A 14,653-nucleotide genomic window follows, 5' to 3' on the forward strand; every position below is an offset into this window, starting at 1 on the left:
TCAGCCTGTCAAACGGCCTTTCAGCTTGAGGCCTCAAGAGGGATTCCACCCGGAGAGGTTTTGGGTGAATTTCGCGGCGGGGCGAACTGGGCAAACCACTCCTTGAGGCCGGGCTCGAGGCCCAGCAGCACCTTATGCACACCGCCCTTGCTGAGCGGGCTGGCTTGCAGCAGGCCTTTGAGCAAGCCGTCGTGTCGCGCCTCGATCAGGGCCCCGGCCTTAACCGTGAACTGGCCCTGGAACCATAGCTGGTCAACCAGTGCTTTGGGCTTGCGCTCATAGCTGCTCAAACTGGGCTGGCTGGGGGTGAGCTGGGCCAGCAGCTGTCCCCAGGCCAAGGCTTGGGCATACAGCTCGGGGAGGGCTTGACGCAGGGCCAGCAGATACAGGTAATTGGCGATGAACTCGTCAATCCAACGCACCCGCACCCGCAGCTTCCAGGCCACCGCTACCGCATGGGCATACTCGTGGCCCAGGTTGAGATCAAGGAAATCATCGGGTTGCCCAGGGGGTCGCCCGACGCGCTTGATCGCAGGGATGAGAACCTCTCGCAGGCGCCAAATCAGGCGCTCTGGATACTGTTTGGGCAGGAACACATACAGCCCCTCCTTAAGCGAGGTGCGCTGGAAAGGAAAGCCGTAAGGATGGTGAACTCGAGCCCTCCAGTCGGATTCACTCAAGACCATGAGGTGCACCGGAGGCACCGCGCCATATGAGAGTAGAGCGGTACGCAGCTCGAGCAGGTAGCGCTGCAGGGCCCTGGCCCGGAGCAGCGCCCCCTCGGAGGCCTGGGCGGGCACGAACGGATGGGGGAGTACCTGCACCCCTCGATTGTATGCAGATACCGCCCCGCAGCCCTAATCGGCTTTGGACTGGCTCTTGGTCTGCTGAATGAACTGCTGGGTTTTGGGGTCGAGGGGGTGCACGGCCCAGGAGATGGCTCGCTCGAACGGCCAGCGTTCCAACAGGGTTTTGAGCCACTCCACCAGCAAATCGGAGGTCATCGGGCCCGAGCAGGGCCGGTGTAGCTTGCCACTTTGGAGCTGAAACTCGCCTACGGCTTCAAAATGGCTGGGAGAGGTGTGGGCGATCACCACGCGTAGGGTATCGCCTTCGTGCTTGCCTAACCCCTCGAGAACCTGATCCTGGGCCAGTTGGTTGATTTTTTGTGCGGTAAGCATAGGGAATCTCCTCAAATTCAGTCGCTTTGTGCTTTGATTCTATCAGAGCAGTACGGTAAAAAGTCTCTTGGAAGGGGGGTTTCACGCAGATTTAGGCTGAGGGATGCGCGGTGATCTGCTCGAGCTGTTCCAGATGGTTGAGATCGTGCCCGGCCCACAAGCGCACCGCCAGCTCGAAGCTCTCGAGCCCGCGCTCAGGGTGGTGATAGCTGCGCCCCCAGACGGCACGGTCGAGGCCCTGGAGCCAGGCCAGATTCCAGCTTCGTAGGGCCAGGAAGCTGCGCAGGGCAAGCTCCAGGGAAAGCCCGCTGTAGCGCTGGGCCCAGGCCTCTTGGTCGAATGCTTGGACGGTCTCGACCCCGGCGGCAATCTGCCGCAGCCGGAACCCCAGCCCAAGCTCGGTATCTGCCAGATGGCAGAGGATTTGCCGGGCGGTCCACTTGCCGGGGCTGTAGCTTTGTTCGGCGCGGGCGTACAGGGCGGGGGCGAGGGCCTCGAGGCGCCTGGGGGTTTCCTGTAGCACCGCCAAGGGGTCGCGTGGGCCCAACCGCTCCAGGATCCGGCTCACATAAGGGTTCATAACGGCATTGTACCCCGCCGGTTTTTACCCCAGCCCACAGCTGCGGACGGCTCTTGGTCCCATACTGAGGCCATGAAACTGGCGTTTGCGGTGTTGATGTTGGGGGCCCTGGGGGCTCGAGGGCTGGCCCAGGGGGAGCCTGCTCCGCTGCTCAAGGTGCAGGACTCCTACGGTAAACCGGTAGATTTTGCCCAGCTCACGGCGGCCGGAGAGTACATTCTGCTGTGGTTTTACCCCAAGGCCAAATCGCCCGGCTGCACCGCTCAGGGCAAGCGGTACGCTGAGCTCTACCCGGAGTTCCAGCGGCTCAAGGTGGCGGTGTTTGGGGTGAGCCACGATCCCGCGGCGGAGCAGTGCGCGTTTATCGAACAACTGGCCCTCAAGGGGGGAATGTTGCCCGACCGCGATGGCCGGATTGCCAAGGCGTTCCAGGTGGGCGGACTGTTCGGGTTCTACAACCGAGACACGGTGTTGATCAACCCGCAGGGCCGGATCGAGCGGGTCTGGCGGGGGGTGAACCCCTTTAAGGACGCGGATACGGTGCTCGAGTACCTCCGCTCCAAACTGGGTAAGTAAGACCGAACCCCCTGAAAAGCATGAAGGCGATTGTAATTGGGGCCGGGGTGGGCGGCCTAACCGCGGCTGTGCTGCTGGCTCGAGCCGGGCTCGAGGTCACTGTGCTGGAGGCCCATATCTACCCCGGGGGCTCGGCGGGTACCTTTTTCCACCAGGGGTATCGCTTCGATGCGGGTGCTACCTTGTTGGCTGGGTTTGAGGCCAAGGGGGTCTTTGCGCGGCTGGAGCAGGGCTTGGGGGTGAGGTTTCCCGTGCGCCGGCTGGAAGAAGGGGAGGGCCTGATGCGGGTCTGGCTGCCGGGGGGACGCTGGGTGGACCGGCCGGTAGGCCGGGCGCATGAACTCGAGGCCCAGCTCGAGGCGTTTGGCCCCAGGGTGCGCGGTTTCTGGAAGTGGCAGGAGCGCCGAGCTGAAGCCCTGTGGTCGGTGGCCGAGGGGCTGCCCTTTCCCCCTGCGGATGCCTGGGAATTCCTCCAGCTCCTGCGCAAGACCTCGCCCTGGCTGCTGCACAACGGGCCCGATCTGCCGGGAATCCTGGCCGATTTCCTGCGGCCCACCTCGAGCCATGCCCCCCACCTCCCCAGCTTTCGCCGCTTTCTCGATGCCCAATTGCTCATTGCCTCCCAGGCCGATGCGGCCAAAACCTACGGCCTGTTTGGGGCGGCGGCGTTGGATCTGCCCCACCGTGGCCCGGCCATGCCCCAGGGCGGGATGGGAGCGATCGCCCAGACCCTGGCCCAGGCGGTGGAGCAGTGCGGTGGGCGGGTGTTGTACCGCCACCGTGCCGAGCGGTTGGTGGTTGAGGGGGGACGGGTTAGGGCGGTGGAGGTACAGCTGGGTGGACGCCGAAGGGGAGAGCGCGAGCGGCTGGAAGCCGATCTTTTCCTGGCCAACCTAACCCCCGTTGACCTGGCCGCCCTGCACCCGGTGTTCAAACCCCAGGCCCCGCCCCAGGATGGCTGGGGGGCTTTCATGCTTCACGCTGCGGTCCCGGCAGGGCTCATTCCACCGGGGCCGCCCTACCGCCAATGGGCTGGGGCCGGCGACTGGGTCTTCATCAGCCTGAGCGAGCCCGAGGACCGCTCGAGGGGGCCGGCGGGAATGCGGGTCTTATCGGCCTCGGCCCACACCCCCCTTGGCCTGTGGCGGGGGCTTTCCAAAGAGGAGTATGCCGCCCAAAAGGAAGTCTGGCAGGAGCGGGTAGTGGCTCAGGTCGAGCGGCTCCTTCCGGGATTTCGGGAGGCCGCAGGGCTCATCTTGGGCGCGACCCCCCACACCTTTGCGTTTTACACCTCGAGGGCCGAGGGTTGGGTAGGAGGATACCCCCAGACCCACCCGCTGCGCACGCCCTCGCCTCGCACGCCTTTCCCCAACCTGCTGCGGGTGGGGGATACCGTGTTTCCTGGGCAGTCGGTTCCGGCGGTGGCGATGGGGGGGGTGCGGGTGGCCAGGCTGGCCTTGGCGCGGCTGGGGGAATCGCTCCCCCCTTTGTAGGGTAGGCTAGCCCCGCCGGGCCGGTTTGCCGATACAACAAAGCCATGCACCTGGTTTGGCACCGCGCCGATCTGCGCCTTCACGACCACCCCGCCCTCACGGCGGCCCTCCAGCAGGGGCCTGTGCTGGGGGTGGTGGTCCTCGACCCGTTGATCCTGGGGGCCACCTCGCCCCGCCGCCGGGCCTGGTTTTATGCCAATACCCAGGCTTTGCGCACAGCCTATGCCCAGCGAGGAGGGGTCTTGTTGGTGCGTACCGGTTCCCCCTGGGAGGTGTTGCCGCGCTTGGCGAATGAGCTGGGAGCCCAAGGCATTTTTGCCGTGCGCAACTCCACCCCTTATGCCCGGTTTCGAGATGGGCAGCTCGAGAAGGCCCTTCCAGGCCGCATTCGGTGGTTTGGGGGGCAGTATGTTCAGGAGCCGGGCACAGTGCTCAAGCCGGACGGCGCACCCTATACGGTGTTCACCCCCTATTCCAAACGCTGGTGGCAAGCCGAGCAGGGCCGCGTGCTCCCTGCCCCAGAGCATTTCCCCGCCCTGAGCCTGCCGGCTGAGATTGCGCAGGGGGAGATTCCCCTGGAGGAGGCGGGAGTCCCGCTCCCCCCCGCCGGGGAGGATTCGGCCTTGCGGGTCCTCGAGGGCTTCCTGCGCGACCGATTGGCAGCCTACCCGCGCGCGCGCGATCTCCTGGACGGCTCGGGGGTCTCGAGGCTCTCGCCCTACTTCACCCTGGGGGTGCTCTCGCCGCGTTTGGCGGTACACCAGGCCCTCCAGCTTGGCGGCGAGGGGGCGCAGAAGTGGGTGAATGAGCTGATCTGGCGGGACTTCAGCGGGGATCTGCTCTACCACCATCCCCGAATGCTCGAGGCCGCCCTCGATCCGCGTTGGGAAGGGCTTCCCCAGACCGATGACCCTGAGCTCTATGGGGCTTGGCTCCAGGGCCAGACCGGGATTCCGGTGGTGGATGCGGGGATGCGCGAGCTGCAGGCCACCGGCTTCGTCTCCAACCGGGCTCGGATGGTGCTGGCTCAGTTTGCGGTCAAGCTGGCCTTGATTTACTGGCGCCCGGCCGAACGGGCCTTCCGGGACCTCCTGCTGGATGGGGACAACGCCTCCAACCTACAAGGCTGGCAGTGGGCTGGGGGGCTTGGGGTGGATGCCGCGCCCTATTTTCGGGTCTTCAACCTGACCCATCAGGCCCTAACCCACGACCCCGGCGGGGTGTGGCTGCGCAAATGGGTGCCGGAGTCCGGGGGGAACCCTGAGCCCTATAAGCCGCCGGTATTGGACCTCGAGGCCGCCCGGCGACGCTACCTCGAGGCGGCGCAGCGGATCGCCAAGGGGGCACGATGAGGCTCGAGGGGTTCAAGCAGCGGCTACCGATCAAGGTTTGCTCGAGGTGCGGGCGGCCCTTTCAATGGCGCAAGCGCTGGGCCAGGAACTGGGATCAGGTGCGCTACTGCTCTGAGCGCTGCCGCAGGGGTTGAATGGGCGAGGGACTGGCCCTGTGGTTGTTGTCCTGGGCGCTTCCTTGGCTGGGGGCGGCCATCCTCGGGCTTTGGGGGGCTCGGGCAGAGGGATGGCGGGCCTTTTGGCTGATGAGCGGGATATGGGCCTGGGTGGATGCCGGGATTGCCTTGCTGGGCCTGCTGGGGCCGGAACCCCAGCTTGCGGCTCTGCGGCGGATACTGTGGATTAACGTTGGGCTGGACGGGGTGTATGTGCTGATAGGCTTGCTGCTGTTGCGCCGTCCGGGCCCCAGGTATAAGGGCTTTGGCGCAGCCATTCTGATTCAGGGCTTGTTCCTGTTGGGCTTGGATCTAACCCATGCCCTGCTCCTTTAGGAAATCCTTGTCCTGAAACCCTGGCCGCCGGGAAACTCGAAATCCAAGCACCCGTGGGCGGCCCCGTCGGTAAAGGGCGCGATGGCTTTGGGTGCGGTTTGCTAGCATGAACCCTGATGGACCTGGTTCTGCTGCTCGTTGCCTATGGGATCGGCTCGCTCAGCTTCGGTCAGCTGGCCGGGCGGCTCCGGGGGTTTGATCTGTCCCAGCGGGATACACCGGGGGCTTCGGGCACCTTTCGTCAGCTCGGTCCGGGCTGGGGGGTGGCGGTCGCCCTGCTGGATATGGCCAAGGGGGCCTTGGTGGCCTGGCTAAGCACCCATACCGCCTCGAGCTGGGCCCTGGCGGGGATGGGGATGGCGGTGGTGGCGGGGCTTTACTGGATGGGCTTTTGGCGCACCCATCGTCGGTACTGGTATCCCATTCCGGTAGGTGCGGTGGTGGGGTACTTGTATGTGCTGCTGGCCTTGTGGAGCCACCCCAAGGGGTTTTGGGCTTTTTTACTGGTGAGTGTGGTGGTGGCCTTGCGCGGGCTGCGATTGGCCGGGCGGGGCTGAGTTTCGTACAATCTCCCAGGTTGAGGGGTCGGGGTGCGGATCGTATTGGCGGAAAACCTGGAGTATGCCCTGGGCACTCGAGACCTCCTGCAGGGGGTGAACCTCGAGCTGCGCCATGGCGACCGGCTGGCCCTGGTCGGGGCCAACGGCTCGGGGAAGACCACCTTGCTGCGGCTCCTGACCGGTGCGCTGGAGCCAAGCCGGGGGCGCATCGCCCGGCTCGAAGGGGTTTATCTCGAGCTGCTGCCCCAAGACCCCCAATACGAGCCGGCTGCAACCGTAAAGAGCGTGCTGCAGTCGGGGTTTGCTCGGATTGAAGCCATGGAGCGACAGCTCGCGGCGCTGGAGGTGAGGCTGGACGACCCCCCCACCTACGAGCGCTGGGAGCGCCTGCACCAGCGCTATGAGGCGGTGGGGGGGTATCAGCGCCGCGCGCGCTATGCGGCGGTATTGAAGGGACTGCGCTTCGAGGGACGGGAGGAGGAGCAGGCCGCGGTGCTCTCCGGGGGGGAACTGCGCCGTCTGGCCCTGGGGGCGCTGTTGCTCTCGGGGGCGGATGCCCTGCTGCTGGATGAGCCGACCAACCACCTCGACCTGGAGATGGTGGACTGGCTCGAGGGCTTCCTGGGGGCATATGGCGGGGCTACCCTGACCGTCTCGCACGACCGGGCCTTCTTGGACCGGGTGACGCAGCGGGTGGCCTGGCTGCGGCAGGGCCGGCTCACGCTCTACCAGGGCAACTACTCGGCGTTTCGCCAGCAGCGGGCCCTGCAGGAGGAGCAAGAAGCCCGAGAGTACGCCAACTGGGTCAAGGAGAAGGAGCGCCGCGAAGACATCCTCGAGCAGGCCCGGCGCTGGGCTCCCAGCTCAGCCAAGCATGCTCGGCGGATGCACAGCCTCGAGGCCCGGATGGAGCAGTTCTTGGAGGGGGCCCCAGACTCCCCCATGGCCGAGGACGTGGGGCTACGGGTGCGCTTTCCTCTGGAACGGGAACTTAGCACCGAGCGGGTTTTGGAGGGGTGGAGCCTAGAAAAAAGCCTGGCTGGGCGCAAGTTGTTTGCGCTCGAGAACCTCCTTGTGCGCAAGGGGGAGCGCATTGCGCTCATCGGCCCCAATGGGGCGGGAAAAACCACCTTGCTGCGCACCCTGTTGGGCCTGACCCCCTCGGATCGCCCGGCGGGCCGGGTGCGCACGGGGCCTGGGGTTCGGGTCGGCTACTACGACCAAAAATTGAGCGGCTTCGAGCCTGAACTCACCCTGTTCGAGACCCTGTACCGAATGCTGGGCGAGAAGGCCCATGCGGCCTTGGGGGCTTGGAAGTTTCCTTATGAGGCTCAGTTCAAGCGGGTTCGGGAGCTATCTGGGGGGGAGCGAGCCCGCCTGGCCCTGCTCGCGCTTTCGTTGCAGCAGGCCAACTTGTTGGTGCTGGACGAGCCGACCAATCACCTCGACCTGGAGACGGTAGAGGCCCTGGAAAAGGCCCTGCTCGAGTTCGAGGGCACCCTCCTTTTGGTCTCCCATGACCTGTTTTTCCTTGACCGTCTGGCCACCCGCACCTGGCACCTGCGAGAGGGGGAGCTGAGCGATTATCCGGGCCCGCCCCAGGAGTATCTGGAGCGCGTGGCCGCCCAGGGATCCCCTGAGCCAAGCCCTGGGCCAGCACCGGCTCCGGGGCCTGGGTTCCCGCCCAAACGGATTAAGGGTCGGTGGCACCTCGAGCGAGAAAAGGAGCGTTTGGAGGCCTCGATTGCCGAGCTGGAGGCCCGGCTTGCCGAGGTTCACGCCCAGGCTGAGCAGCCTGGATTGCACCACACCGAGTATGCCCGCATCGCCCAGGCGCAAGAGCGGCTCGGGGCTGAGTTGGAGACCGCGTTTGAACGTTGGGCCGAGGTGCTGGGGCAGCTCGAGGCGCAGTGAGGTTCCCCGCTTTTGCCGGGATCAAAGCGGTATACTTGCCCTCATGAATATCGTGCGTTTTAACCAAGGCCAGTGGGGCATTTTGGAGGGAGAGACCATTCGCGAGACCGATAGCCCAGGGGGCAACCCCACCGGGGCGACCTTCGACCTGGGGAGCGTGCAGCTGCGCCCGCCTGCCACCCCCAGCAAGATTGTTTGCGTGGGCCGCAATTATCTGGATCATATCCGGGAGATGGGCCACGACTTCGGCAACGATTTGCCCAAGGAGCCGGGGCTGTTTCTCAAGGGGCTCAATACCCTGGCCGATCCCGCCAACCCCAGCTCCCCGGAGCGCACCGGGGAGGCCGTGCCCTACCCCAGCTTCACCCACCTGCTGCACTACGAGGGGGAGCTGGCGGTAGTGATCGGCAGGCAGATGCGCCAGGTGGCGGAAGCCGCAGCCCTGGAGTATGTCTTGGGGTATACCTGCGCCCTAGACGTCACCGCTCGAGATGTGCAAAAAACCGATCTCCAGTGGGTGCGGGCCAAGTCCAGCGACAAGTTCTGCCCGCTGGGTCCTTGGCTGGTCACCGATCTGGACCCGACCCAGACCACCGTCCGCACCTATGTCAACGGGGAGCTGCGGCAGGAGGCCCCCACCTCATTGATGATCTTCAGCGTGCCCAGGGTGCTCTCCTATATCAGCAGCTTCATGACCCTCGAGCCGGGCGATGTGGTGCTGACCGGTACCCCCGAGGGGGTCGGGGAGCTGAAGCGCGGGGATAGGGTCATTGTCGCGGTGGAGGGCGTCGGCGATCTGCATACCCGGATTGAAGGGTAAACCTACGGGAAGGCCCGGTTGACCTGCTGCATAGCCCCATCTACGAAGAAGGAGGCCGCATGTCCAGCGAACGCATCGAAGCCATACTGAAGGAAGACCGGGTGTTTGAGCCCAGCCCGGAGTTCCGGGCCAAGGCCCGCCTCAATTCCATTGAAGCCTACGAAACCCTGTACGCCGAGAGCCTCCGGGCTCCCGAGGCTTTCTGGGCTAGGGTGGCCGGCGAGCTGCATTGGTTCAAGCCCTGGCAGCGGGTGCTCGAGTGGAACCCGCCCAAAGCCCAGTGGTTCCTGGGGGGTCAGACCAACCTGGCCTATAACTGCGTGGACCGCCACCTGGCGGCTCGAGGCGATAAAACCGCCTTGATCTTCGAGGGGGAGCCGGGGGACTCCCGCACCCTAACCTACCGTGAGCTTCACACGGAGGTCTCGCGCTTTGCCAACGTCTTGAAGGGCCTGGGGGTGCAGAAGGGCGACCGGGTGACGATCTACCTCCCTATGACCCCTGAGGCGGCCATCGCCATGTTGGCTTGCGCGCGGATTGGGGCCATCCACAGCGTGGTGTTCGGAGGGTTCTCGGCTTCGGCGCTGGCCGAGCGGATCAACGACGCCAAGTCCACCTTGCTGATCACCGCGGACGGTGGGTACCGTCGGGGTGGGGTGGTGCCGCTTAAGGCCAACGCCGATGAGGCCCTGGCGGATACCCCGACCATTCAGAAGGTGGTGGTGGTGCGGCGCACGGGGCAGGATGTGCCCATGCGGGGAGGGCGCGACCTCTGGTATCACGAGCTGATGGCGAAGGCCGCTCCTGACTGCCCGGCCGAACCCCTCGAGTCTGAAGACCCCCTGTTCATCCTCTACACCTCGGGTTCCACCGGTAAACCCAAGGGGGTCATGCACACCACCGGGGGGTACATGACCTATGTGTACCTCACCACTCAGTATGTTTTCGATCTGCGGGAAGAGGATGTGTATTTCTGCACCGCCGATGTGGGATGGGTTACTGGGCACAGCTATGTGGTCTATGGCCCCTTGCTAAACGGAGCCACCACCGTGATGTACGAAGGGGCTCCCAACTGGCCAGACGCCGGGCGCATCTGGCAGGTCATTGACAAGTACCGGGTGAGCGTGCTTTACACCGCCCCCACTGCCATTCGCGCCTTCATGAAAGCTGGGGATGACTGGCCGCGCAAAGCCGACCTGAGCAGCTTGCGGCTGCTGGGATCGGTGGGCGAGCCCATCAACCCTGAGGCCTGGATCTGGTACTACACCGTTATCGGCCAAGAGCGCTGCCCCATCGTGGACACCTGGTGGCAGACCGAGACCGGCGGAATCATGATCACCACCCTGCCCGGGGTTCACGCGATGAAGCCAGGGCACGCCGGAAAGCCCTTCTTTGGGGTTGAGCCCGCCATCGTGGATGCTCAGGGAAATCTTGTGGCCAATCCAGACGAGGGCGGTAACCTGATCCTGCGGCGACCCTGGCCTGGAATGCTGCGCACGGTCTGGGGTGATCCCGAGCGCTTCGAGCGGCAGTACTTCAGCCAGTATCCGGGGTTCTACTTCACTGGAGATGGTGCCCGGCGGGATCGGGATGGTTATTACCTGATTGTGGGTCGGGTGGATGATGTGCTCAATGTTTCGGGCCACCGCCTGGGAACCATGGAGGTTGAGAGCGCTCTAGTGGCCCATCCAGCGGTGGCCGAGAGCGCAGTGGTGGGCCGTCCGGACCCTCTGAAGGGTGAGGGAATTGTGGCCTTTGTAACCCTAAAGACCGGTCAAACCCCTTCGGAAGCACTCAACCAGGAGCTCAAAGCCCATGTGGTTAAGGCGATTGGGGCCATTGCCCGACCGGATGAAATTCGCTTTACGGATGCCCTACCCAAAACCCGTTCGGGCAAAATCATGCGGCGGCTGCTAAGGCAGATTGCGGCAGGGGAGACCGAGATCAAAGGGGATACCAGCACCCTCGAGGATCGGGGTGTGGTGGAGCGGCTGAAGCAAGGACAGTAGGGGTTGCGCTGGGGGCTATTGGCGTAAACGCCAGTCCAGTTTATAGGCTGTAAATCCCAGTAAAGCAGCCGCCCATAAGGCCAATATCGCTACCGAAAGCATAGATAGGGGCGCTCCATTGAGAGAGGCCGTGATAAGCCCTGAGACATGGGTGGTTGGAAGCGCCCACACTACGTACTGTAGAAATGGGGGTAGATTATAAATCGGGTAAAAGATGGGGGTTGCGTAGGAGAGTACATAGACAAGGATGCCGGTGATGACGGCGGCTTCTCCTGGTCCTCGGCTTAAGATGCCCACTAAAAGCCCGATACCCGCTACCGAAAAAGAGCCCAAAATAAGAATGGGTATGAGCCATAGGGTGAATTCGATTTTGAAGCCAAAGACTAGAATTGCAATCAGCAACAGCAAAAAGGCACTGATAATGTTCACGCTTAGGCTAGTACCAAGCGTTGCGCTGATAAAGACCAGTTTGTTAATGGGTAGGGTGGCGTATACCTCATACTCGCCTCGAGCGCGCTGCGCAGCAAATGCCTGACCAAAGAGATATATGGAGTTAAGCACCACACTTGCGATAATTGCTCCACCCAGCACACGGGCCTGACTGCTGATGTTGGGAACTAGATTGCTCACGAAGAAAAGAAGGATAAAGGGAAACAAAACCCCTGATAGGATCATCCAAAGCAGCCCGTCGCTCATCGTCATGCCCAAGAATCGCACCTTGACCAAAGCGAGAAAAACCTTCATATCACCACTTTTTCCTGAGCGAAAACCACTTCCTCAAGAGAAGCCGCTCTTATTGATATCTCCGCTGCACCTGTTTTCAGAGCCATATCTAGTTCTTGGAGTATAGAGCTGGTGAGTTCCTCAGGAATTAATCGTTGATAATGCCCTGAGGAAACCTGCTGCCAAACTGTCTGATCCAGGCTTATTTGGTCAGTAATAACCGTACAAACCAGAAGGGGAGAGTACTTGCGCCTAAGATCAGGCACAGAGCCTTGAGTGAACACTCGACCCTTCCTCAGGATTATGGCCTCGTCAATGATAGATTCTACTTCTTTAATATCGTGAGTAACAAGCAGAATGGTTGGTTTATAACTTCCTTTCAGAGCCCCTAGAACTGACCATAACTTTCGACGATTCTTAAAATCCAGACCGGAATTGGGCTCATCCAACACTAAGATTGCTGGTTTAAAAGAAAGTGCCGCAGCAATCAGAGTCATTTTCGCTTGTCCCCCTGACATATGCCAGATCAATTTTTGTTCAAGCGCCGTTATGTCTAGCAATTCAACCACTTCTTTGCGCGCTTTATGCAAAGCTGCTCCCCAGTAACCCTGGGTAACCAGAGCAAACTCAATCAAATCTTTTGCAGTGAGGCCAGGAAAGTAGGGTACAGCCTCAGGCACATACCCTATGGGGACACTAACTTTTCCACCATTGTTGATGGGGATACCGTTGATGGTAATTGAACCCTTAGTGGGTCGAAGCAACCCCACTAAAAGTCGGGACAGTGTTGTTTTCCCTGATCCATTAGGACCAAGGAGGCCATAAAATCGGCCTCCTTGGAGTTCAAGGTTGATGGCCCGAAGAGCAGGCTCTTTGCTATGAGAATATTGTTTCCAGAGATTTTGGATAGAGACCATAAAACTTCATATTGATTCCATTTTCTCTTGAGCTTCACGATTGATAATTGCGACCATCTGCCCAGCTATCATTGTTTCCACTAGCAAGGATGTAACTACCCAAGTATTCCACTGAAGAGTTCGGTTGTCCATAATTATTGGGGATGTTACAAGCTTTTCTAGGTACTCGGTAGCATTTTGAAGCCTCGAAGTGAATACTTCTAGTAGCTTGGCGGGTTGGCCGCTGCTTGCAGCAAGTTCTAACTCTTGTGCCACATGTAGTAAATCGGGAATTAACCAGTGCTTGCTCCAGCGTTCTAACGCGTTTGATAAATCAAGAGAGCGAATGGCAATCTGTTCTTTTGTGTCAGAACCACGATTGGGATCAATTTTTGACACCATTTTGTAGTGATATATAGCAGTTCGACAAGACTCTAGCGCTGCTTCAAAGTAAGAAGGCACCATTGGAGTTACATGTAATTCTATGGCAGAAATTGCTGAAAAGATGTACCTCAAACTGTTGGCAAGGGCTGCCGATCCTTGCTCAACTTCATACTCTGTGATTTCTGACAAAGAGGCACCTTCAGATGTTGGATTGATCAGGTTCCTATTTGGTACTGGCCTAGGGTTGGGATCTTTGTTACAAATTGCGCTCATGCTTCCACCTCTTCAAGTTTCTCGCGCAAACTTGCTTCCTTATTAGCCACCCAGTGTTGATCAAGGGGTTCTACATCATTGAGAACTGCCAGCATTACACTAAAGACTTGGGAATCTGCGAAATTGCCCAGCACTTTGCGAACAAACTTTACTAAACTGGGAGAATCCGTTTGAGTAAGGGCTTCTTCCAGAATATTGATGATAGAGACTAACTGATCTTGAAAAATCAAGAGTGATCTGACAGGATTTCCCTGTTGATTGTGGTTTGCAATCAGATTCCAGAGATCCGCTCGGTTTGATAAAATGCTTTTCCCAATTTCTTGTTTATAAAATCGATCATAATCAAAATTCTTTAGCCATACTAATGAATCTTGAGAAATCCTCTCGGGTTGAAGAAGTGAAATTGCTCTAGAGTAGTTTTTGACCGCCCGACTTAAATGTTCCTTTGTGCTTTTGAGATGGATTATAGTTTCACGTGAAGCTCCGAATTGCTCCAAATTGTATGCGGCTATAGCCAATTCAGCCTGTGCTAAAAAATATTCACTAGCAGCGCTCCTCAAATGAAGCTTTTTCATGTCCATTTTGCCTTCGTCATCGGTTGGAACGAGACGGTTGCATATCGTTGACATCTTGACCTCCTCTTGCGCGCAGAGTACCGGCCATTTTCTCTATGCGCAAGAGAATATTTCCTGCCTTGAGATAGGTGTTTCTCCTACTTTCCACTCCATTTTTGGCAACTTTCGAGCAATCCGAAATAATATAAAGGTATCTGAGCCCGAATTCTTAATCCCAATTTTTCGAGTAGGGTATTCATATAGTTTTCGACGGTCTTGGCCTGAAGGCCAAGACCGTCTGCTATTTCTCGATTGGTGCTGCCCAGTGCAGCCAACCGTAGAATTTCGCGTTCCCGTGGACATAACGGATCGGGCTCGAGCCTTGGTAAATGGTAGAAGTGGTGGCCCTGAGAAATCCGCACCAAGGCTTCCTTCAACTCGCTAGGTCCAATTGGATCGGCAACCAGTCCATCGGGACTCAAATCCAGTAAATCACGTAAGTAGTGGGGCGAAGGGTTACCTGTGACCACCAAAACAGGCCGGGGCCAGCTTCGTAGCCCCCAAAGCGCATAACCCCAGGGCGCATCCATCACGAGATGAACGGATTGCGTGACAGGTAGGTTGTCTAGCAGCGACTGCCCATGAAGCTCGAGGGTAAGCACACCGCTGTAGACTTTGGCCAAACCCTCCATTGCGGAGATTTTAGCATGGAAATTATTCCAAGTAGTCCAAGAATGGGGAGTAGTTGTAAGTTAGGCGAGTGGACGACACTCGACTGAGCGACGAACAGTGGGCGGTGATCGCACCGCTGTTGCCGCCCCAACCTGCGAAGGGGCGTAAGCGCGGT

General features: G+C 60.3%; 17 protein-coding genes. 9 read left to right on the top strand and 8 right to left on the bottom strand.

The window, feature by feature from the left end; genetic code table 11:
* Positions 1 to 20: 20 nt before the first annotated feature.
* The 3 genes from Mgrana_RS06000 to Mgrana_RS06010 all read right to left on the bottom strand — a co-directional run bounded on the left by Mgrana_RS06000 (position 21) and on the right by Mgrana_RS06010 (position 1,761).
* Positions 21 to 824, bottom strand: coding sequence for a hypothetical protein (locus tag Mgrana_RS06000; protein WP_119356699.1), 804 nt, complete (start codon positions 822 to 824; stop codon positions 21 to 23).
* A 33-nt stretch (positions 825 to 857) separates the two neighbouring features.
* Positions 858 to 1,181: a hypothetical protein gene (locus Mgrana_RS06005; protein WP_119356700.1), complete on the bottom strand. Its 324-nt coding sequence runs from the start codon at positions 1,179 to 1,181 to the stop codon at positions 858 to 860.
* A 91-nt stretch (positions 1,182 to 1,272) separates the two neighbouring features.
* Positions 1,273 to 1,761, bottom strand: coding sequence for a DinB family protein (locus Mgrana_RS06010; RefSeq protein WP_119356701.1), 489 nt, complete (start codon positions 1,759 to 1,761; stop codon positions 1,273 to 1,275).
* 72 nt (positions 1,762 to 1,833) lie between these two features.
* On the opposite strand from Mgrana_RS06010, the gene Mgrana_RS06015 reads away from it, so the two are divergent.
* From Mgrana_RS06015 to acs, 9 genes are all read left to right on the top strand, one after another.
* Positions 1,834 to 2,337: a peroxiredoxin gene (locus Mgrana_RS06015; RefSeq protein ID WP_119356702.1), complete on the top strand. Its 504-nt coding sequence runs from the start codon at positions 1,834 to 1,836 to the stop codon at positions 2,335 to 2,337.
* Positions 2,338 to 2,357: 20 nt separating this feature from the next.
* Entirely contained in the window at positions 2,358 to 3,830 is a 1,473-nt protein-coding gene (locus Mgrana_RS06020) for a phytoene desaturase family protein (protein WP_119356703.1), read from the top strand.
* 44 nt (positions 3,831 to 3,874) lie between these two features.
* Positions 3,875 to 5,182 carry a cryptochrome/photolyase family protein gene (locus Mgrana_RS06025; protein ID WP_119356704.1) on the top strand — a complete coding sequence of 436 codons (1,308 nt, stop codon included), beginning with the start codon at positions 3,875 to 3,877 and terminating at the stop codon, positions 5,180 to 5,182.
* On the top strand, positions 5,179 to 5,316 hold the full coding sequence (locus Mgrana_RS17355; protein ID WP_119356705.1) for a DUF2256 domain-containing protein: 138 nt from the start codon (positions 5,179 to 5,181) through the stop codon (positions 5,314 to 5,316). The genes Mgrana_RS06025 and Mgrana_RS17355 overlap by 4 nt, the downstream gene beginning before the upstream one ends.
* Positions 5,317 to 5,673 carry a DUF6992 family protein gene (locus tag Mgrana_RS06035; RefSeq protein ID WP_240631265.1) on the top strand — a complete coding sequence of 119 codons (357 nt, stop codon included), beginning with the start codon at positions 5,317 to 5,319 and terminating at the stop codon, positions 5,671 to 5,673.
* Between the two features lie 116 nt (positions 5,674 to 5,789).
* The gene (locus tag Mgrana_RS06040; protein WP_119356706.1) at positions 5,790 to 6,230 is read left to right on the top strand and encodes a glycerol-3-phosphate acyltransferase; all 441 of its coding nucleotides are present in this window, start codon (positions 5,790 to 5,792) and stop codon (positions 6,228 to 6,230) included.
* A 33-nt stretch (positions 6,231 to 6,263) separates the two neighbouring features.
* Positions 6,264 to 8,147 carry an ABC-F family ATP-binding cassette domain-containing protein gene (locus tag Mgrana_RS06045; RefSeq protein ID WP_119356707.1) on the top strand — a complete coding sequence of 628 codons (1,884 nt, stop codon included), beginning with the start codon at positions 6,264 to 6,266 and terminating at the stop codon, positions 8,145 to 8,147.
* Positions 8,148 to 8,190: 43 nt separating this feature from the next.
* The gene (locus Mgrana_RS06050) at positions 8,191 to 8,967 is read left to right on the top strand and encodes a fumarylacetoacetate hydrolase family protein (protein ID WP_119356708.1); all 777 of its coding nucleotides are present in this window, start codon (positions 8,191 to 8,193) and stop codon (positions 8,965 to 8,967) included.
* Between the two features lie 59 nt (positions 8,968 to 9,026).
* Complete coding sequence (acs, locus tag Mgrana_RS06055; protein WP_119356709.1) at positions 9,027 to 10,976, top strand: acetate--CoA ligase; 1,950 nt, start codon at positions 9,027 to 9,029, stop codon at positions 10,974 to 10,976.
* Positions 10,977 to 10,991: 15 nt separating this feature from the next.
* On the opposite strand, the gene Mgrana_RS06060 is transcribed toward acs, so the two are convergent.
* From Mgrana_RS06060 to Mgrana_RS06070, 5 genes are all read right to left on the bottom strand, one after another.
* A complete protein-coding gene (locus Mgrana_RS06060) occupies positions 10,992 to 11,720 on the bottom strand; it encodes an ABC transporter permease (RefSeq protein WP_119356710.1) in 729 nt (242 codons plus the stop codon).
* Complete coding sequence (locus Mgrana_RS06065) at positions 11,717 to 12,616, bottom strand: ABC transporter ATP-binding protein (protein WP_119356711.1); 900 nt, start codon at positions 12,614 to 12,616, stop codon at positions 11,717 to 11,719. The genes Mgrana_RS06060 and Mgrana_RS06065 overlap by 4 nt, the downstream gene beginning before the upstream one ends.
* 6 nt (positions 12,617 to 12,622) lie before the next feature.
* Positions 12,623 to 13,252, bottom strand: a complete 630-nt coding sequence (locus Mgrana_RS16690; RefSeq protein ID WP_147021139.1) for a hypothetical protein — start codon at positions 13,250 to 13,252, stop codon at positions 12,623 to 12,625.
* Positions 13,249 to 13,881, bottom strand: a complete 633-nt coding sequence (locus Mgrana_RS16695; RefSeq protein ID WP_147021140.1) for a hypothetical protein — start codon at positions 13,879 to 13,881, stop codon at positions 13,249 to 13,251. Before Mgrana_RS16695 ends, Mgrana_RS16690 begins: the two co-directional genes overlap by 4 nt.
* 83 nt (positions 13,882 to 13,964) lie before the next feature.
* Positions 13,965 to 14,498, bottom strand: a complete 534-nt coding sequence (locus Mgrana_RS06070; protein WP_119356712.1) for a response regulator transcription factor — start codon at positions 14,496 to 14,498, stop codon at positions 13,965 to 13,967.
* Between the last annotated feature and the right edge of the window lie 155 nt (positions 14,499 to 14,653).

Origin of the sequence: Meiothermus granaticius NBRC 107808, assembly GCF_003574355.1 — a bacterium.
GTDB lineage: Bacteria > Deinococcota > Deinococci > Deinococcales > Thermaceae > Meiothermus > Meiothermus granaticius.